Consider the following 18,873-nt stretch of genomic DNA (forward strand, 5'->3'; position numbering starts at 1 on the left):
GGCACCTCCTGGGGGGCTAAGGAAGGGGGCGAAACTCCTGCTCTTAATCTAGTCCAGGGTGAAGGAGGCTGTGGGATCCGAACCGCTCGCCCCCGTTCCGTCGGCAACGCCGGCTCAGAGTTCTTCCTGGCGCAGCATGAACACGTACTGGTCCCCGGCGGCCGTGTCCAGCCAGGTGAAGGGCAACTGCGGATAGGCGGCTTCCAGCACTTCCCGGTTGTGGCCGATCTCCACCACCAGGATGCCGCCAGGATTGAGGCGGGCCTTGGCCTCGGCCAGGATGCGGCGGGTGAAGTCGAGGCCGTCCTCGCCGGAGCCCAGGGCCAGTTCCGGCTCCTTCAGGTATTCCGGGGGCAGGGCGGCGACGGAGGCGGCATCCACGTAGGGGGGATTGGAGATGATCAGGTCGTAGCGTTCGTCGCCCAGGGCGTTCATGCCGTCCGACTCGATCAGGCGCACCCGCTCCTGCAGCTGGTAGTCGTCCACGTTCTTCCGGGCCACGGCCAGGGCGTCCGGGGACAGGTCGATGGCATCCACCCGGGCCTCGGGGAAATTGAGGGCGGCAAGGATGGCCAGGCAGCCGGAGCCGGTGCACAGGTCCAGGGCCGTTTCCACCTGCCAGGGGTCTTCGATCCAGGGAGAGAGCTGCTCGTCCAGCAGTTCGGCGATGAAGGAGCGGGGTACGATCACCCGCTCATCCACGTAGAAGCGGTGTTCGCCCAGCCAGGCTTCCTTGGTCAGATAGGCCGCGGGAATCCGTTCCTGCACCCGGCGTTCATAGATGCGCAGCAGGGCGCTCTTTTCCTTGGGCAGCAGGCGGGCGTCCAGGAAGGGTTCGAGCCGGTCCAGGGGCAGGTGCAGGGTGTGCAGGGTGAGGTAGACGGCCTCGTCCCAGGCGTTGTCGCTGCCGTGGCCGAAGAACAGCCCGGCCTCGTTGAAATGGGTGACGGCAAAGCGCAGGCAGTCCCGGAGGGTGTGCAGGTCGTTGCGGGCGTTGTCAAACATGAAGGATCTGCTCCAGGATGCGTTGGTAAATGCCGGTGAGCCTGGGCAGGGCGTCCACGGCGATGCACTCGTCTATCTTGTGGCTGGTGGCGTTGACTGGTCCCACTTCCACCATCTGGGGACAGATGGCGGCGATGAAGCGGCCGTCGGAGGTGCCCCCGGTGGTGGAGAGTTCGGTGGTGAGGCCGGTTTCCGCCTGGATGGCGGCGCTCACCGCATCAGCCAGCACGCCCCGGCCGGTGAGGAAGGGACGGGCGCCCAGGGTCCAGCTGATCTCGTACTCCAGACCATGCCGGTCGAGGAGGGCGGTGAAACGCTGCTGCAGGCTTTCCGGGGTGCTAGCGGTGGAAAAGCGGAAGTTGAACAGCAGTTCCACATGGGCCGGAACCACGTTGTTGGCACCCGTGCCGGCGTGGATGTTGGAGACCTGCCAGGTGGTGGGCTGGAAGTATTCGTTGCCCTCGTCCCAGGTGGTGGCGGCCAGTTCGGTGAGGGCCGGGGCCAGCTGGTGGATGGGGTTGCGGCCCTTGTCCGGGTAGGCGATGTGACACTGGATGCCCTTCACCTTGAGTTTGCCCGAGAGGGAGCCGCGCCGGCCGTTCTTGACCATGTCGCCCACGGTATGGACCGAGGTGGGTTCACCGATGATGCAGTAGTCCAGGGTCTCGCTCCGGGCCTGCAGGGTTTCCACCACGGCCACGGTGCCGTCCAGGGCATCGCCCTCCTCGTCGGAGGTGATCAGGAAGGCGATGGAGCCCGGGTGCTCCGGGTGGGCGGCCACGAAGCGCTCCACGGCCACGATCATGGCTGCGATGGAGGATTTCATGTCGGCGGCGCCCCGGCCGTAGAGGTAGCCGTCCCGGATTTCCGGTTCAAAGGGGGGGGAGGTCCATTGCTCCAGGGGGCCGGTGGGCACCACGTCCACGTGGCCGGCAAAGCAGAACAGGGGCTTGGCCGTGCCGCGTCGGGCCCAGAGGTTCCGGGTCCGGCCCCGGTCGATGGCTTCGAAGCTGAAGCCCAGGGGGGCGAGGCGGGACTTGATCAGTTCCAGGGAGCCCCCGTCGGCAGGGGTGACGGAGGGACAGGCGAGCAGGGCCTGGGCCAGGCTCAGGGTGGCTTCGGTGGTCATGGGGATGGGTCTCGACAGGGCGCCCCGGCCTGCCGGCCGGGGGCAGGGGGGCTTATTGCCCGGGTTCGTCAGGGGCGTCGGCCAGGGACAGGGTGAATTCCTTGAAGGAGGCGCCGTTTTCCGTGTCGGCCTCGAATTCCAGGGCCCCTTCGCTGCGCTTCTTCTTCTCGTCCGCGCCGGAACCGGCGCTGAGCTCGGAGTTGTTGATGAGCCAGGATAGGTTGGTGGGGGAATCGGAACTGGCCAGGGCCTCGTCCAGGGTGATGACCCCGTCCCGGTAGAGGCGGAACAGGTCCTGCTCGAAGGTCTGGGAGCCCGGCGCCATGGTCTGCTCCATGGCTTCCTTGATGGCCTGGACTTCGCCCCGTTCGATCAGTTCGCTGATGTGGCGGGTGTTGAGCAGCACTTCGGCACTGGGGATGCGCTTGCCGTCCGGCTTCTTCACCAGGCGCTGGGACATGATGGCCCGCAGGCTGGTGGCCAGGTCCAGGAACAGGGCCGGGCGGTTTTCCAGGGCGAAGAAGTTGATGATCCGGTTCAGGGCGTGATAGCTGTTGTTGGCGTGCAGGGTGGCCAGGCAGAGGTGGCCGGTCTGGGCGTAGGCCAGGGCGGCCTGCATGGTTTCCCGGTCGCGGATTTCACCGATCAGGATGCAGTCGGGAGCCTGGCGCATCGCGTTCTTCAGGGCGGAGTTCCAGTCCCGGGTATCCATCCCCAGTTCCCGCTGGTTCACCACGGATTTCTTGTGGCGGAACAGGAATTCGATGGGGTCTTCCACCGTGAGGATGTGGCCGGTGCGGTTGGCATTGCGGTAGTCCAGCATCGAGGCGATGGTGGTGGACTTGCCCGAACCCGTGGAGCCGACGATCAGGATCAGGCCCCGCTTCTCCATGATCAGCTCGGCCAGGATGGGGGGCAGGCCCAGGGTGTCCAGCTCCGGGATGTTGCCCAGGATGAAACGCACCACGATGCCGATGGAGTTGCGCTGGCGGAAGATGTTGACCCGGAAGTTGCCCACCTGGGGCACCCCGAAGGAGAGGTTCATCTCCATCTCGGCCTCGAAGGTCTGGGCCTGTTCGGGGGTCATCAGCTCCAGGGCGATCTTCTCGATCATGTCGGGGGTCATCACCTGCTGGTTCACCGGCATGGTGTTGCCCTGGATCTTGATGTGGATGGGCGTGCCGGCGGAGATGAACAGGTCCGAGGCCTGCTTTTCGGACATGAGTTGGAAAAGTTTGTCCAGGATCATGAGCGTGAATCTCCGCCGGGTTGGTGTGGTTTCAGGTTAGTCGCGCAGCAGGTCGTTGATGCTGGTCTTGGCCCGGGTCTGGGCGTCCACCTTCTTGACGATCACGGCGCAGTACAGGCTGTGGCTGCCATCCTTGGCCGGCAGGTTGCCGGACACCACCACGGAGCCGGCCGGAACCCGGCCATAGGTGATTTCGCCGGTGGCCCGGTCGTAGATCTTGGTGGACTGGCTGATGTACACCCCCATGGAGATGACGCAGTTGTCCTCGACGATGACCCCTTCGACGATCTCGGAGCGGGCGCCGATGAAGCAGTTGTCGCCGATGATAGTGGGGTTGGCCTGCAGGGGCTCCAGCACGCCGCCGATGCCGACGCCGCCGGAGAGGTGCACGTTCTTGCCGATCTGGGCGCAGGAGCCCACGGTCACCCAGGTATCCACCATGGTGCCTTCATCCACGTAGGCGCCGATATTCACGTAGGAGGGCATGAGAATGGCGTTCTTGGCGATGTAGCTGCCCTTGCGTGCCACGGCCGGGGGAACGACGCGGAAGCCACCCTGGCGGAAATCGGCTTCGCTCCAGTCGGCGAACTTGGTGTCCACCTTGTCGAAGAAGCGCAGATCGCCGGCTTCCTGGACCCGGTTGTCACGGATGCGGAAGGACAGCAGCACGGCTTTCTTGATCCACTGGTGGGTGACCCAGTCCCCGTCGATCTTCTCGGCGACGCGCAGGGTGCCGCAGTCCAGTTCGCCGATGATCTGCTCGATGGCGTGGAGGTGCTCGGCGGGGCTGTTGGGGGAAAGCTCGGCGCGCTGTTCCCAGAGTTGTTCGATGACGGCTTGCAGGGGATGTTGATGGGTCGGCATGATTTTCAACGTCACGGACACGACGTATTTCCTTGTTAGAGTTGTTGAGCAAACTGGCGAATGCGCCCGGCGGCTTCCAGGCAGTCCTCGAGTCCGGCCACCAGGGCGATGCGGACAAAACCGGCGCCAGGATTCACGCCCCGGCTTTCCCTGGCCAGGAAGCTGCCCGGCAGAACCACGACATTATAGGCTTCGAGCAGGGCCCGGGCGAAATCGGTGTCGGGCACCGGGGTCCGGGCCCACAGGTAGAAGCTGGCATCGGGCATGCCGGTGTCCAGCACCTGGGCCACCAGGGGTGTCACGGCAGCAAACTTTTCCCGGTACTGGCGGCGGTTGTCGAGCACGTGGGCCTCGTCATTCCAGGCCGCCACGGAGGCCGTCTGGACCGGAGGCGCCATGGCACAGCCATGGTAGGTCCGGTAGAGCAGGAATTTCTTCAGGAGTTCCCGGTCCCCGGCCACGAAGCCGGAGCGCATGCCGGGTACGTTGGAGCGTTTCGACAGGCTGGAGAACATCACCAGCCGCTCCATGCCCCGGCCCAGCAGTTGGGCGGCCTGCAGGCCACCCAGGGGCGGATTGGCCTCGTCGAAATAGATTTCCGAGTAGCACTCGTCGGAAGCGATGATGAAACCGTACTTGTCCGAGAGGGCGAACAGGGTCTTCCAGTCTTCCAGGCTCAGCACCTTGCCGGTGGGATTGCCAGGAGAACAGACGTAAAAGAGCTGCACCCGGGCCCACTCTTCCGGCGTCAGGGAATCCAGGTCGAAGGCAAAGCCGTTTTCCGGCAGGGTGTTGAGGAAACGCGGCTCGGCCCCGGCCAGGTAGGCGGCCCCTTCATAGATCTGGTAGAAGGGATTGGGGCTCACCACCAGGGGTGCCGGGCGGCTGCCGTCGATCACCGTCTGGGCGAAGGAAAACAGGGCTTCCCGGGAACCGTTCACCGGCAGGATTTCCGTTTCCGGGTCCAGTTCCAGGGCATAGCGGCGCTGGGCCCAGGCGGTGATGGCCTGGCGCAGGGCGGGAATGCCCAGGGTGGTGGGGTAGCTGGCCAGTCCCTTCAAGCTGCCGGCCAGGGCCTCCATGATGAAGGCCGGGGTGGCGTGCTGGGGTTCGCCGATGGAGAGCTTGATCTCCTTCAGACCCGGGTTGGGCGTGACGCCGGCGAACAGGGCGCGCAGTTTTTCGAAGGGGTAGGGCTGGAGTTGGGCGAGGTGGGGATTCACGTTGCTGGGTCTGGAGGGTTGCGGGGCCAAGGGGCGGGATTATCCCTGAAAAATGCCCCGCTTCGCATCTTCCGCACCCGCCCTGGCCGGGCGGGCGGTTTCAGATCAGGATGAAACGGTGGTTGTGGTTCTCCGCCGCCAGGGCGTCCCGGGCCAGGGCTGCCGGGAACTCCACCAGGCAGACCAGCCACTGGCGCCGGTCCTGGGTGGACATCAGGGGCAGGTGCAGGGCGTCGGCGGCCTCCTGCTCCGGGGCCAGGCGCAGGGCGTGGCCGCTGCGGTTGCACAGGCGCATGCAGTTTTCCGGCGCCTGTATCCATTCCTTCAGGTTCTGCAGGACCTTGTCGGCACTCAGGTCGTGGCTGGCTCGGGAGATGTGGGCGTCCAGGGACTGGGATACCCCCGAGTAGTGGGTCTTGCGCCCGGATTGGGCCCGGGCTTCCTTGAGCAATTCCTTCTGGGTCTGGGCCAGTTCCAGTTTCTTCTGGTGGTGCAGGTTTTCGTTGGCGAAGCCCTGGAGTAGGCTGTTGAAGGCGGCATCCTGGAGATTGTGGCGTACCGCCGTGGGGCTGGTGCTCAGGGCCCGGATGGTATGGTCGGTCAGGTAGGGGCTGCCGTCTTCGGGGGAGATCTTGGTGCGCATGCCGAGCAGGGCGTACAGGCGGGTGTGGCCTTCTTCCATCAGGGCCGGCAGCTCCTGCTTCACGGCCAGGCTGCGCCCCAGGCTGGCCGACTGGTCTTCGGGGTGGGGAAACAGCTGGGGCAGCAGGGGATTGGCGCTGTCCATGGCAATGGGGCCGGGGACCAGAGCCAGGGTCTGTTCGAAATAGGCCAGGGCCAGGTCTATGGCCGGGCTGAGGATGTCCTGATAGGCCGGCACGCTGGCGATGCGGTGGTCGGTCATCTCGACCACATGGGCCAGCCACTGTTGTTCGGCAGGGATGGGCTCATCCTCCTGCCCGAACAGGCGCGTCAGTTTTCCTAAAAAGCTCATGCGGATCTCCCTGAAGGCATGGGGGCCGCTGTCCCGGTATCGGGCGCGGCTTTTTTTCTGGTTGTCAGGGATGGGCTGTAGTGGGTATGCGGCGCCTGGGGTCCGCGCCTGCCCTTGTGCTCGGCGCGCCGCATCCTTGATGGGCGGCAAGCATAGACCGGCCCTCGATGGCCGGCAAGCCCCGCCCACTCAGTAGGCGGTCTTGCGGCTGCTGCGCTCCCAGGCCAGCAGGGGGGCGGCGGCGTTTTCCAGGGGAAGGTGCAGCATCGGCACCCGGCGGGCTTCCGGGGGCAGATTCAGCTGACCGTAGAGCTCGTCGTCACAGAAGCCTATGGCCGCAGCGACACTTCGGTCATTGGCGTAGATGATGCGGTCCACCCGGGCCCAGTAAGCCGCCGCCAGGCACATGGGGCAGGGCTCGGAGGAGGCGTACAGGGTGCAGCCTTCCAGGTGGAAATGCCCCAGTTCCCGGCAGGCGGCCCGGATGGCCAGGATTTCGGCATGGGCGGTGGGGTCATGATCCACCACCACCCGGTTCCAGCCTTCGGCGATGATGCGCCCGTCCCGGGCCACCAGGGCACCGAAGGGGCCGCCGTCGCCCCGCTCCACATTGTCCCGGGCCAGCTCCAGGGTGCGGCGCAGAAAAACCTGGTCCTGGTCGTTGAAGGGGCTGGGCTGCATGGGCGGTCCTCCTGGGGCTTAGGCAACTGACATTCTAGCCGCGGGTGTTGGAATTCGTCTCGAACTGGGTCAGATCCACCCGGGGAGCCGGCTGCCAGCCAGCCTGACGGTGTTCGGCCACCACGTTGGTGAAGATGCCGCCGCGCACGTAGAACTTGGCGGTGAGGCGCATGAAGCGGGGCTGGGTGGCGGCCACCAGGTCGTTCAGGATGCGGTTGGTGACAGCTTCGTGGAAAGCGCCTTCATCCCGGTAGGACCAGGTGTAGAGCTTGAGGCTCTTCAATTCGACGCAGAGCTGGTCGGGAATGTAGTCCAGGATCAGGGTGGCGAAGTCGGGCTGGCCGGTCTTGGGGCACAGGCAGGTGAACTCGGGAATCTGCATGTGGATGTGGAAGTCCCGCTCCGGGTTGGGGTTGGGGAAGGTTTCCAGGGTCTTGCTGGGTTGGCTGCTCATGGATGCTGTCCGGTTATGAAAACAAACCAGGGGCCCGGTGCGGCCCCTGACTGGGTGATATTATAGCGGCCGCTTTGGCGGGCCGCCCATGGGGCGGGCCGTTCTCCGTCCGTTTCGATCCGTTCCATGCGCCTCACCAAACTCAAACTCGCCGGCTTCAAATCCTTCGTCGATCCCACCACGGTGGCCCTGCCCGGGCAGCTGGTGGGCGTGGTCGGCCCCAATGGCTGCGGCAAGTCCAACATCATGGACGCGGTACGCTGGGTGCTGGGGGAATCCAAGGCCTCGGAACTGCGCGGCGAGTCCATGCAGGACGTGATCTTCAACGGCTCCACCAACCGGAAGCCCGTGGCCCGGGCGTCGGTGGAACTGATCTTCGACAATGCCCTGGGCCGGGCCCTGGGCCAGTGGAGCCAGTACGCGGAGCTGGCAGTGAAGCGGGTGCTGACCCGCAACGGCCAGTCCGACTACTTCATCAACAACCTGAAGGTGCGCAGGAAGGACATCACCGACCTGTTCCTGGGCACCGGCCTGGGCCCCCGGGCCTACGCCATCATCGGCCAGGGCATGATCTCCCGCATCATTGAGGCGCGCCCCGACGATCTGCGCGTCTTCCTGGAAGAAGCCGCCGGGGTGAGCCGCTACAAGGAGCGGCGCAAGGAAACCGAAGGCCGCCTGGAGGACACCCGGGAAAACCTCACCCGGGTGGAAGACATCCGCCTGGAACTGGGCGCCCAGATGGAGAAGCTGGAAGGCCAGGCCGAGGTGGCGCGCCAGTACCACCACTACAACGACACCCTGGTGCGGAAACAGCAGGTCCTGTGGATCCTGCGCCGCAACGACGCCCGGGCCGAAGCCCAGCGGCTGTCCCTGGAAGTGGAGCGGGCCAGCACCGAGCTCGAAGGCGCCACGGCCGGCCTGCGGGAAACAGAAGCCCGGCTGGAAGAGGCTCGTGAAACCCATTTCGCCGCTGGCGACGGGGTGCACCAGGCCCAGAGCGAACTGTTTGCCGCCAACGCGGAAGTGGCGCGCCTGGAAGCAGAAATCCGCCATCGCAAGGAATCCCGCCGGCAGCTGGAATCCCGGCTGGTGCAGCTCGAAGGGGAGCAGCAACACTGGGAAACCCAGGCCGCCCGGCTGGCCAGCGACCGGACCGACTGGGAAGCGCGCCAGGAGGAAGCCGAGCTGCGCCTGGAACAGGCCCAGGCCAAGGGCGAGATGCTGGCCGAACGCCTGCCCCTGGCGGAAGAACAGCAGGCCCGGGCCCAGGCGGAGGTGGACCGTCTGCGCCGGGACATGTCCCAGCTGGAGCAGCACCTGCAGGTGGAACTGACCCACCAGGCCCACGCCCAGCGCAGCCTGCAGAGCCTGGCCCAGCGCCGGGAGCGCCTGCGCCAGGAGCTGGAGCAACAGGAGGCCCCCGACACCACCACCCTGGAAACCCGGCAGGCGGAACTCCTCATGCAGCAGGAACTCCAGGCCGAGGCCCATGAACGGCTGCAGACCCTGCAGGAGCGCCTGCCGGACCTGGAACAGCGGCGCCGGGAACTCCAGGAAGGCCTGCAGCAGGCCCAGCGCGAGGTGGCCGCCGCCGAATCCCGGCGCAGCACCCTGGAGCAGATGCAGGCCCGGGTGCAGCACAGCGGCAAGCTGCCGGAATGGTTGAAGCAGCACGGCCTGGCCGAAGCACGCCCCCTGTGGCAGCAGCTGCAGGTGGAGCCGGGCTGGGAAAGCGCCGTGGAAGCGGTGCTGCGGGAACGTCTGAGCGCCTTGGCGGCTCCCTCCGCCGAGGCGGCTGCCGGCTGGGCCCAGGACCGGCCCGGGGTGAAGCTCACCCTGCGCCTGCCGGGGAGCGCCGCCCCCCAGGCCGCCGCCTCCGACAGCCTGCTGGCCCGGCTGCGGGTCGATGATCCCGCCTGGGAGCCGCTGCTGGCCGACTGGTTCGCCCGGGTCCTGACCGCTGCCAGCCTGCCGGAAGCCCTGGCCCGACGCGAAACGCTGCCTCCCGGCTGCTGCTGTGTCACCCCGGGGGGTGACCTGGTGGAGCGCCACGGCCTTACCCTGTTTGCACCGGACAAGGCCGAGCATGGCCTCTTGGAGCGGCAGCGGGAAATCGAAACCCTGGGGGGCAGCATCGAGGCCTTCCGCCTGCGGGCCGAAGCCTGCCGGGAGGAACTGGCCGCCCTGGAAGACGAGGTGGCGCAGCTCCAGGCCAGCCTGCAGCAGCTGCGCCGGGAGCAGGGCGAAGCCCAGGGCCGCATTCATGCCCTGCAGGTGGAAACCCTGAAACTCTCCCAGGCCCTGGAGCGGCACCGGGAACAGCAGGCCCGGATAAGCGAGCAGCTGGCCGAGCTGGAAGCGGAAGAGGAGAGCGAACGGGAGCGGCAATACACGGCCGAGGAGTTGGTGGCCCAGTTGCGCGAGCAGGTGGAAGGGCTGCGGGAGCAGGAGCAAGACGCCCGGGCCGGTCTGGAGGCCGCCGAGCGGGCCCTGCGCGATGAACGGGAACGGGCTGCAGCCGGGGACCGGGAGGTGCGGGAAGCCCAGTTTTCCCAGCGCGAATGCGCCGCCAAGCTGCAGGAAATCTTCGCCAACCAGGCCCTGGCCCAGCGCCAGCTGCAGCGCATCGGCAGCGACCTGGCCGAAGGCCGGGCCCAGGCCCTGGACACGCCCCCCGAGGTTTATGAGGAACAGTTGCAGCTGGCCCTGGAAAATCGCCGGGAGCAGGAACTCCAGCTCGCCGGCCGGCGCGACGCCCTGGAATCCGCCACCCAGGCCCTGCGCGCCCTGGAGGAGCAGCGCCTGCGCATCGAACAGGGCCTGGAGCCCCTGCGCAGCCGCATCGGCGAACTGAAACTGAAGGAGCAGGCCGCCGCCCTGAACGCGGAGCAGCTGGCCGGGCAGCTGCTGGAAGCCGGCAGCGACGAGAGCCTGCTCCAGGAAGAACTGCAGCAGGCCCGGCCCCAGGCCCTGGCCCAGGAAATCGGCCGGCTGCAGAAGGCCATTGCCGAGCTGGGGGCGGTGAACCTGGCGGCGCTGCAGGAACTGGAAACCGCCCGGGAGCGCAAGGGCTACCTGGATGACCAGGCCGCCGACCTGGTGGAGGCCATGGAGACCCTGGAAAACGCCATCCGCCGCATCGACCGGGAAACCCGGGACCTGCTGCAGAACACCTTCGATACGGTCAATGGCCATTTCGGCCGGCTGTTCCCGGAGCTGTTCGGCGGCGGCCGGGCGGAGCTGGTGATGACCGGAGACGAGATCCTTGATGCGGGGGTGCAGGTGGTGGCCCAGCCGCCGGGCAAGAAAAATTCGTCCATTCACCTGCTTTCGGGCGGGGAAAAGGCCCTGACGGCCATTGCTTTGGTATTCTCCATGTTCCAGTTGAACCCGGCGCCTTTCTGCCTCCTGGACGAGGTGGATGCGCCCCTGGACGATACGAACACTGAACGCTTCTGCCAGATGGTGCAGAAAATGTCCGGCCAGACCCAGTTCCTGTTCATCAGCCACAACAAGATCGCCATGGAAATGGCCGAGCAGCTGGTGGGGGTGACCATGCAGGAATCCGGCGTTTCCCGGGTGGTGGAAGTGGATATGGAAGCAGCATTGAAGATGAGGGATGCAGCCTGATGAGTGAATTGCAGATGGGGGTTCTGGCCCTGGGTGGTGTGGGCGTGTTGCTGGTGTTCGCCTACAACAAGTGGCAGGAATATCAGCACCGCAAGGTGGCGGAACGGGTGTTCCAGCAGCCGGACGAGGACGTGCTGCTGGAGCGTCGCGCGGCGGAACCCGTGTGGCGGGATGAGGAAGCGGCGCCGGGGGATTTCCGCCGGGAGCCGGCCCTGGCCCGGGTGGAGGACGAGGACGACGAGTGGGCACGGCACGAAGCCGAGCAGGCGGCTGCAGTCCAGGCTGCCGCACTCGCCCAGCCCGCCGAACCTGCCGAGTTCCGGGCGCCTGTTGCCGAGCCCCGGTCCGGGAGTGAAACGCCCGCCGGCTCGCTGCCGCCCTGGGAGGAGGAATCCCCCGCCGTTACTGCTGCTGCCGCTCCGGCCGCCGCTCCGGCACCCCAGGCCGCGCCGGCCCAGGACGTGCCCATGCCCACCACCCTGCTGTCCCCGGCGGTGGACGCCATTGCCATTCTGGAACTGGTGGAGCATGTGCCGGCCAGCCAGGTCATGGCTTCCCAGCGGGAGGCCCTGCGCCGCCTGCGCAAACCCCTGCACTGGGTCGGGTTCAACGAGGCCCAGGGGGAATGGGAGTTCATCCAGCCTGACACCCCCGGGGCCTACCGGCGTCTGCGGGTGGGGCTGCAGCTGGCGGACCGTCAGGGGCCGGTGAGCAGCGGCGATTTCTCCCTCTTTTCCGGCGCCATGCAGCAGCTGGCCGATGAGCTGATGGCCGTGGTGGACATGCCCTCCAGCCAGCAGGCCCTGGACCAGGCCCAGCAGCTCGACCGCTTCTGTGCCGAGGTGGACATGCAGATCGGGGTGAACCTGGTGAGCCGCGGCACCCCCTTTGCCGGCACCAAGATCCGCGCCCTGGCCGAGGCCGCCGGCATGACCCTGGGCATGGACGGTAGCTACACCCGCCACGACGACGACGGCCGGGCCCTGTTCTCCCTACAGAACTTCGAAGCCAGCGGTTTTGCCGCCGACACCCTGAAATCCCTGAGCACCCATGGCCTGGTGTTCCTCCTGGATGTGCCGCGTACGCCCCGGGGCCAGCATGTCTATACCCAGATGGTGGATATCGCCAAGCGCTTTGCCGAGGCCCTGAACGGGGCCCTGGTGGATGACAACCGTCAGCCCCTGGCCGAGCCCCAGCTGGCCCACATCCGCCAGGAATACGTGCAGAAGCCCCAGGCCGTGATGGAAAGCCAGGGCCTGCCCGCCGGCGGCTCCCTGGCCCTGCGGCTGTTCAGCTGAGATGACGGTTCCCGACACTGCCCGGCAACGGGCTGCCGCCCTGCGCGCGGAACTGGAGTCCCACAACCGGGCCTATTACGAGCTGGATGCCCCCACGGTCTCCGACGAGGTCTATGACGCCCTGTTCCGGGAGCTGCAGGCCCTGGAAGCGGCGCATCCGGAACTAGCGACCCCGGATTCTCCCACCCGGCGGGTGGGGGGGCGTCCCCTGGAGGCCTTTGCCCAGGTAGCCCACCGGGTGCCCATGCTGTCGATCCAGACCGAGACCGATACGGAAGCCAGCGGCGCCTGGAACTTCGACGCCCGGGTAAGGAAGGAGCTGGGGCTGGAGGAGGGGGACGGGCCGGTGCGCTACGCCGCCGAACTCAAGTTCGACGGCCTGGCCGTGAGCCTGCGCTACGAACAGGGAGTCCTGGTCCAGGGCGCCACCCGGGGCGACGGCGCCACCGGGGAGGACGTGACCCAGAACCTGCGTACCGTGCACGACATTCCCCTGAAACTCCAGGGCCAGGCTCCCGCCGTGCTGGAAGTGCGCGGCGAGGTCTACATGCGCCGGGACGACCTGGCCCGCTACAACGAAAAGGCTGCAGCCCGGGGCGAGAAGACCCTGGTCAATCCCCGTAACGGAGCGGCCGGCAGCATCCGCCAGCTGGACCCGGCCATTGCCGCCGGCCGGCCCCTGAAATTCTTCGCCTACGGCATCGGCCAGGTGGAAGGCTGGGACGCAGCCCGGCCCGCGAGCCACAGCGGTCTCCTGGATGCCCTGGCCGGTTTCGGCCTGCCCGTCTGCGAACACCGGGCGGTGCTGGCCGGTCCCCAGGCCCTGGCCGATTTTCATGCCCGCATGGGGGCCTTGCGGCCGGAGCTGCCCTTCGACATCGACGGGGTGGTGTACAAGGTGGACAGCCTGGCGCTCCAGGCGGAACTCGGTTTCCGTTCCCGGGAGCCGCGCTGGGCCGTGGCCCACAAGTATCCGGCCCAGGAAGCCCGGACCCGGGTGGAAGCCATCGTGGTTCAGGTGGGGCGCACCGGTGCCATCACCCCCGTCGCCAAGCTGCAGCCGGTGTTCGTGGGCGGCGTCACCGTCACCAATGCCACCCTGCACAACGAGGACGAGGCCCGCCGCAAGGATGTGCGGGTGGGAGATCTGGTGATCGTGCGCCGGGCCGGGGACGTGATTCCCGAGGTGGTGGCCGTGGTGCCCGAAGAGCGACCCATGACCCAGTCGCCGGACGACCTGTTCGCCCGGGAGCCCCTCCATCCCCCCTTCGTGCTGCCGGCCACCTGCCCCGAATGCGGCTCCCACGTGGTGCGGGAGGAGGGGGAGGCCGTGGCCCGCTGTTCCGGCGGTCTGGTCTGCCCCGCCCAAGTGAAGGGGGCCCTGCTGCATTTTGCCGGGCGCCGGGCCATGGATGTGGAAGGCCTGGGCGACAAGCTGGTGGAGCAGCTGGTGGATCAGGGCCTGGTACGGACTCCCGCCGACCTGTACCGGCTGGAGGTGGCGAACCTGGCCAGTCTGGAGCGGATGGGGGAGAAATCCGCCGAGAACCTGGTGGCAGCCCTGGAGGCCAGCAAGGCCTGCAGCCTGGGGCGTTTCATCTTCGCCCTGGGCATCCGCCACGTGGGGGAATCCACCGCCAGGACCCTGGCTGACTGGCTCGGCAGCCTGGCCCTGCTGCGCCGCACCCCCCAGCCCATTCTGGCGGTGCTGCCGGACATCGGCGGGGTGGTGGCCCAGTCCATCGCCGATTTCTTCGCCGAGCCCCGCAACGAAACGGCCATCGACGCCCTGCTGGCGGCCGGTGTGCTGCCCCGGGACGAGCATTCGCCCCGGGCGGAGCTGGGCGAAGCCCTGGCCTGGGCCCGCCTCTACGAGATGCTGGGGGTGCCCAAGCTGACGGAAACCCGGGCCCGGGAACTGGCGGCCCTGGTTCCCGACGGTGCCGAACTGGCCCGGGAAACCGCCCTGGCGGCCCGCCTCTCGCCTTTGCCCCAGACGGTTTCCGCCGCCCTGGTGGACTGGCTGGAAGTGGCTGCCCACCGGGCGCTGCTGCTCCAGACCGCCGAGCTGCGCGCGGCCATCCTGGCGGCCCTGCCCGAACCCGGAGCAGGCCCGGCCCAGCCCCTGGCCGGGCTCACCTTCGTGATCACCGGCACCCTGCCCAGCCTGAAGCGGGACGAGGCCAAGGCCCTGATCGAGGCGGCCGGGGGCAAGGTGAGCGGCTCCGTTTCGAAAAAGACCGATTACCTGGTGGCCGGCAGTGAAGCCGGCTCCAAACTGGACAATGCCCAGAAGCTGGGGGTGCCCATCCTGGATGAGGCGGCCCTCAGGGACTTACTGAATCATCAAGGAGGACAACAGTGAAGAAAGTGCGCAAGGCCGTATTCCCGGTGGCGGGTCTGGGAACCCGCTTCCTGCCGGCCACCAAGGCCAGCCCCAAGGAGATGCTGACGGTGGTGGACAAGCCCCTGATCCAGTACGCCGTCGAGGAAGCCGTGGCGGCCGGGGTGACGGAACTGATCTTCGTCACCGGCCGCAGCAAGCGGGCCATCGAGGACCATTTCGACAAGGCCTTCGAGCTGGAAACCGAGCTGGAGAAGAAGGGCAAGACGGAAATGCTGGAGCTGGTGCGCAACATCCTCCCCAAGGGCGTCAATTGCGTCTACATCCGCCAGGCCGAAGCCCTGGGCCTGGGGCATGCGGTGCTGTGCGCCAAGCAGGTGGTGGGGGACGATCCCTTCGCCGTGATCCTCGCCGATGACCTGCTGGACGGCCAGCCCCCGGTGCTGAAGCAGATGGCCGACGCCTATGACTACTACCGCTGCTCGGTGCTGGCAGTCCAGGAAGTGCCCCGGGAAGACACCAAGAGCTACGGCATCGTGGCTGCCAAGCCGGTGGCCGAGCGGGTCGAGCAGATCAGCGCCATGGTGGAGAAGCCCAAACCCGAGGAGGCCCCCTCCAACCTGGCCGTGGTGGGGCGCTACATCCTGACGCCGCGCATCTTCCATCACCTGGAAAACGGCAAGCCTGGCGCCGGGGGCGAGATCCAGCTTACCGACGGCATTGCCGCCCTGCTCTCCGAGGAACAGGTCCTGGCCTACCGCTACGACGGCACCCGCTACGACTGCGGCTCCAAGCTGGGCTACCTCCAGGCCACCGCCGTGTTCGGCCAGCGCCATCCGGAAGTGGGCGCAGCCTTCAGCGCCTACCTGAAACAGCTGGGTCAGCACCATGACCAATGAGGAAGCCCGGGCCGTCCTGGCCGGGGCGGAACTGATCCACTCGGCCGAAGCGGTCCAGGCCGCCGTGGCCGAGGTCGGCGCCCGCATCAAGGCCAGCCTGGGGGACGCCAACCCGGTGCTGCTCTGCGTCATGAGCGGGGCCGTGCCCTTTGCCGGGCACCTGATGACCCACCTGGATTTTCCCCTGGATTTCGATTACCTCCATGCCAGCCGCTACGGGGCCAACACCAGCGGCAATGAAAAGCTGACCTGGCGCAGCGGTCCCTGGATCACCCTCAAGGGGCGCACCGTGCTGGTGGTGGATGACATCCTCGACGAGGGGGTGACTCTGGCCGCCATCTGCGAGCGCCTGCGCCAGATGGGCGCGGCCCGGGTCCTGACGGCGGTGTTCGCGGAAAAGGAAACCGGCAGGGCCAAGCCCCTTCAGGCGGATTTCGTCGGGCTCAGCGTGCCCGACAAGTTCGTCTTCGGCTTCGGCATGGATATCTGCGGTGCCTGGCGTAACCTGCCGGCCATTTACGCCAAGGGAGGCGAGGCAGCATGAGCGGTGCCGATACGGAAGATTTCATCAGCTACTGGGAAGCGGAAGGGGCGGCCTACGCCCGCCAGGGGGATTACGCCTGGATGGCGGAGCAGGTTCCCGGTCGCCGGGTTCTGGAAATCGGTTGCGGCCTGGGCTTCGGTACCCGGGCCCTGGCCGACCGGGGCCTGGAAGTGCTCGCCCTGGATTTTCTCGAACCCTGTCTGGAAGCGGCCCGGGCCCGGGTGGCAGAGGCCCCCGGGGTGAGTTTCCTGCAGGTGGACCTGGCCGGGCTGGATGACGCCACCCACCAGACCCTGACCGGCTTCGCGCCGGATGTCGTGGTCTGCTGGCTGATGGGCGCTCCCCAGGATGTCACCCAGACCCCGGGCCAGGATACCCGGGCTGCCGTGGCCGCCTACCGGGAGCGGATGCACCGGCTGGTGCTGGAGCTGGCTGCCAGTCTGCCTGCAGTGCAGGCCGTGCACCTGGTGGACCGCACTGCCATTCCCTGGCAGGCCAAGGACCTGGGCCGGGATACCCTGGTGCGCTACCATCAGATGAAGACCCTGGTGGACCTGCCGTTCACGGCGGAGCGCCGGGATGCCCTGTACCGCAAGCTGGAGGGCGGGCCCGAGCTGGCCGAGCTGCGCCGCGCCCATCCCTCCCTCAAGAGCGTCACCCCCGTACTGGCTTCCCTGCTGGTGCGGCGCAAGATTTCCTAGGAGTTTTCCCATGCTGGCAATCATCGGCGGCAGCGGCCTGACCAAGCTGTCCAACCTGGACGTCTCCCACCGGGAGGTGGCCCGTACCCCCTACGGCGAGCCTTCCGGCGCCCTGACGTTCGGGCGCATCTGCAATGCGGAGGTGGTGTTCCTGGCCCGGCACGGCTATGGCCATGCGATTCCCCCCCACATGGTGAATTACCGGGCCAACATCTGGGCCCTGAAGGAATACGGCGCCACCCACATCGTCTCGGTGGCCTCCGTGGGCGGCATCCGCGATGACCTGAACCCCGGCGACATCGTCATTCCGCACCAGATCATCGATTACACCTGGGGGCGCAAGTCCACCTATTTCGACGGCAACGGCACCCCGGTGGTCCATGTGGATTTCACCGAGCCCTACGACGGGGAGCTGCGCCGCCTGCTGATCCAGGCTGCCGCCGAGGCGGGCATCGCCATCAAGGACGGGGGTGTGTACGGCGCCACCCAGGGGCCGCGCCTGGAAACGGCGGCAGAAATCTGCCGCTACGAGCGCGAAGGGGTGGATGTGGTGGGCATGACCGGCATGCCGGAAGCGGTGCTGGCCCGGGAACTGGAAATTCCCTATGCAGCCATCAACCTGGTGGCCAACCACGCGGCCGGGCGGGGTGAGAGCACCCATGGCATCCGCTTCGAACGGCTGGAGGAAACCCTGCAGGAGGCCATGGGCCGGGTGCGCACGGTGATCGAGCGCCTGGTGGGCTGCCACACGGCCTGCTGCCGGGACTGATCGGGGCGCTGGCCGGCCTTCAGTCGGCCCCGACCACGCAGTTGCGCCCCCTGGCTTTGGCGGCGTAGGTGGCCGCATCGGCCCGGCGGATGAAATCCCGGGGGCTTTCCCCGGGCTGATACTGGCTGACGCCGATGCTGATGGTGCAGCGGATGGTCTCCCCCTGTTCCGGCACCACCTCCTGGGCCGCGAATTCCCGGCGCAGCCGTTCCGCCAGAACCAGGGCTTCGGTGCCGGTGGTATGGGGCAGGAGCAGCACGAATTCCTCTCCCCCGTAACGGAAGGCCAGGTCGCTGCGGCGTTGATTGTTCCCTATGGTCCGGGCCAGGGCCTGCAGCACCCGGTCCCCTTCCAGGTGGCCGTGGGTATCGTTGATGCGCTTGAAGTGATCGGCATCCAGGACCAGCAGGGACAGGGGGCAGGGATGGCGCCGGGCCCGCTCCACCTCCTGGAGCAGGCATTCCTGCAGGTGGCGGGAGTTGTAGAGGCCGGTAAGGGCGTCGGTACGGCTCAGTTGCCGGTAACGTTCCTCGCTTTCCTTCAGGGCGGCCTCGGCCCGGTGCCGGGCGGTGATGTCCTGCAGGGTTTCGATGGCGCCGATGATCTGGCCTGCTTCGTCCCTCAGGGCGGCGGCGGTGAAGAACAGCCAGCGGCCACCGGGGCCCAGGTGGGGGAAATGGTCTTCGGCCTCGAAGGCGCCGGCAATGATGCCGGAGCGGCGGAACTTGCCGCCGTAGAACTGATCCACGGCGCTTTCCATGGCGCCATCCACGATCAGGTCGGCCATGATGGGCCGCGGCTCCGGGTAGAAGGGGCGCCATTGCTCCCGGGTGCCGAGCATCTGCCCGGCCTCCACCCCGGTGAGGATGGCGCAGGCCCGGTTCCAGTGGGTGACCCGGTGCCCGGCATCGATGACCAGGGTGGCGACCGGATTGCCCTCGATGATCTGCGTCAGTCCCAGGGGGCCGAAAGGGGTGTCGGGGTTCATGGCTGTTCCGCCCGCAGGCTTGTGCTTATGCCAGCTAGACTACTACTAATTGCCTATTTGGCAAGTAGCTGGCAAGTGCAGCCCCGGCCCCGGGGGTGGCG

General features: G+C 67.3%; 16 protein-coding genes. 7 read left to right on the plus strand and 9 right to left on the minus strand.

Annotated features, from left to right (window positions below; genetic code table 11):
• Positions 1-114: 114 nt before the first annotated feature.
• The 8 genes from prmB to queF form a co-directional block, all read right to left on the minus strand.
• Positions 115-1,005 (minus strand): 50S ribosomal protein L3 N(5)-glutamine methyltransferase, encoded by an 891-nt coding sequence (gene prmB / locus G474_RS0114400; protein WP_026687591.1) that lies wholly within the window; start codon positions 1,003-1,005, stop codon positions 115-117.
• The gene (gene dapE / locus G474_RS0114405; protein WP_043464556.1) at positions 998-2,134 is read right to left on the minus strand and encodes a succinyl-diaminopimelate desuccinylase; all 1,137 of its coding nucleotides are present in this window, start codon (positions 2,132-2,134) and stop codon (positions 998-1,000) included. Before dapE ends, prmB begins: the two co-directional genes overlap by 8 nt.
• A gap of 52 nt (positions 2,135-2,186) precedes the next feature.
• Positions 2,187-3,383 carry a PilT/PilU family type 4a pilus ATPase gene (locus tag G474_RS0114410; RefSeq protein ID WP_026687593.1) on the minus strand — a complete coding sequence of 399 codons (1,197 nt, stop codon included), beginning with the start codon at positions 3,381-3,383 and terminating at the stop codon, positions 2,187-2,189.
• Positions 3,384-3,419: 36 nt separating this feature from the next.
• On the minus strand, positions 3,420-4,247 hold the full coding sequence (gene dapD, locus G474_RS0114415) for a 2,3,4,5-tetrahydropyridine-2,6-dicarboxylate N-succinyltransferase (protein ID WP_043464558.1): 828 nt from the start codon (positions 4,245-4,247) through the stop codon (positions 3,420-3,422).
• Between the two features lie 35 nt (positions 4,248-4,282).
• Positions 4,283-5,470, minus strand: a complete 1,188-nt coding sequence (gene dapC, locus G474_RS0114420; protein WP_026687595.1) for a succinyldiaminopimelate transaminase — start codon at positions 5,468-5,470, stop codon at positions 4,283-4,285.
• Between the two features lie 100 nt (positions 5,471-5,570).
• On the minus strand, positions 5,571-6,464 hold the full coding sequence (locus G474_RS0114425) for a hypothetical protein (RefSeq protein WP_026687596.1): 894 nt from the start codon (positions 6,462-6,464) through the stop codon (positions 5,571-5,573).
• A gap of 189 nt (positions 6,465-6,653) precedes the next feature.
• Positions 6,654-7,145, minus strand: coding sequence for a nucleoside deaminase (locus G474_RS0114430; protein ID WP_051282317.1), 492 nt, complete (start codon positions 7,143-7,145; stop codon positions 6,654-6,656).
• Between the two features lie 34 nt (positions 7,146-7,179).
• Positions 7,180-7,599 carry a preQ(1) synthase gene (queF, locus tag G474_RS0114435; RefSeq protein ID WP_026687598.1) on the minus strand — a complete coding sequence of 140 codons (420 nt, stop codon included), beginning with the start codon at positions 7,597-7,599 and terminating at the stop codon, positions 7,180-7,182.
• A gap of 126 nt (positions 7,600-7,725) precedes the next feature.
• On the opposite strand from queF, the gene smc reads away from it, so the two are divergent.
• The 7 genes from smc to G474_RS0114470 are packed head-to-tail and all read left to right on the plus strand — an operon-like array spanning position 7,726 to position 17,784.
• Positions 7,726-11,229, plus strand: a complete 3,504-nt coding sequence (gene smc / locus G474_RS0114440) for a chromosome segregation protein SMC (RefSeq protein ID WP_026687599.1) — start codon at positions 7,726-7,728, stop codon at positions 11,227-11,229.
• Positions 11,229-12,527 (plus strand): cell division protein ZipA C-terminal FtsZ-binding domain-containing protein, encoded by a 1,299-nt coding sequence (locus G474_RS0114445; protein ID WP_026687600.1) that lies wholly within the window; start codon positions 11,229-11,231, stop codon positions 12,525-12,527. The genes smc and G474_RS0114445 overlap by 1 nt, the downstream gene beginning before the upstream one ends.
• Position 12,528: 1 nt before the next feature.
• Positions 12,529-14,892: an NAD-dependent DNA ligase LigA gene (gene ligA / locus G474_RS0114450; RefSeq protein ID WP_026687601.1), complete on the plus strand. Its 2,364-nt coding sequence runs from the start codon at positions 12,529-12,531 to the stop codon at positions 14,890-14,892.
• Positions 14,889-15,770, plus strand: coding sequence for a UTP--glucose-1-phosphate uridylyltransferase GalU (galU, locus tag G474_RS0114455; RefSeq protein ID WP_026687602.1), 882 nt, complete (start codon positions 14,889-14,891; stop codon positions 15,768-15,770). The genes ligA and galU overlap by 4 nt, the downstream gene beginning before the upstream one ends.
• Positions 15,760-16,314, plus strand: a complete 555-nt coding sequence (locus tag G474_RS0114460; protein ID WP_026687603.1) for a hypoxanthine-guanine phosphoribosyltransferase — start codon at positions 15,760-15,762, stop codon at positions 16,312-16,314. Before galU ends, G474_RS0114460 begins: the two co-directional genes overlap by 11 nt.
• Positions 16,311-17,015 (plus strand): class I SAM-dependent methyltransferase, encoded by a 705-nt coding sequence (locus G474_RS22190; RefSeq protein ID WP_026687604.1) that lies wholly within the window; start codon positions 16,311-16,313, stop codon positions 17,013-17,015. The genes G474_RS0114460 and G474_RS22190 overlap by 4 nt, the downstream gene beginning before the upstream one ends.
• Before the next feature lie 10 nt (positions 17,016-17,025).
• Positions 17,026-17,784 carry an S-methyl-5'-thioinosine phosphorylase gene (locus G474_RS0114470; RefSeq protein WP_026687605.1) on the plus strand — a complete coding sequence of 253 codons (759 nt, stop codon included), beginning with the start codon at positions 17,026-17,028 and terminating at the stop codon, positions 17,782-17,784.
• 19 nt (positions 17,785-17,803) lie between these two features.
• On the opposite strand, the gene G474_RS20950 is transcribed toward G474_RS0114470, so the two are convergent.
• A complete protein-coding gene (locus G474_RS20950) occupies positions 17,804-18,772 on the minus strand; it encodes a sensor domain-containing diguanylate cyclase (protein WP_051282318.1) in 969 nt (322 codons plus the stop codon).
• Between the last annotated feature and the right edge of the window lie 101 nt (positions 18,773-18,873).

Source organism: Azovibrio restrictus DSM 23866 (assembly GCF_000429665.1).
Classification (GTDB): domain Bacteria; phylum Pseudomonadota; class Gammaproteobacteria; order Burkholderiales; family Rhodocyclaceae; genus Azovibrio; species Azovibrio restrictus.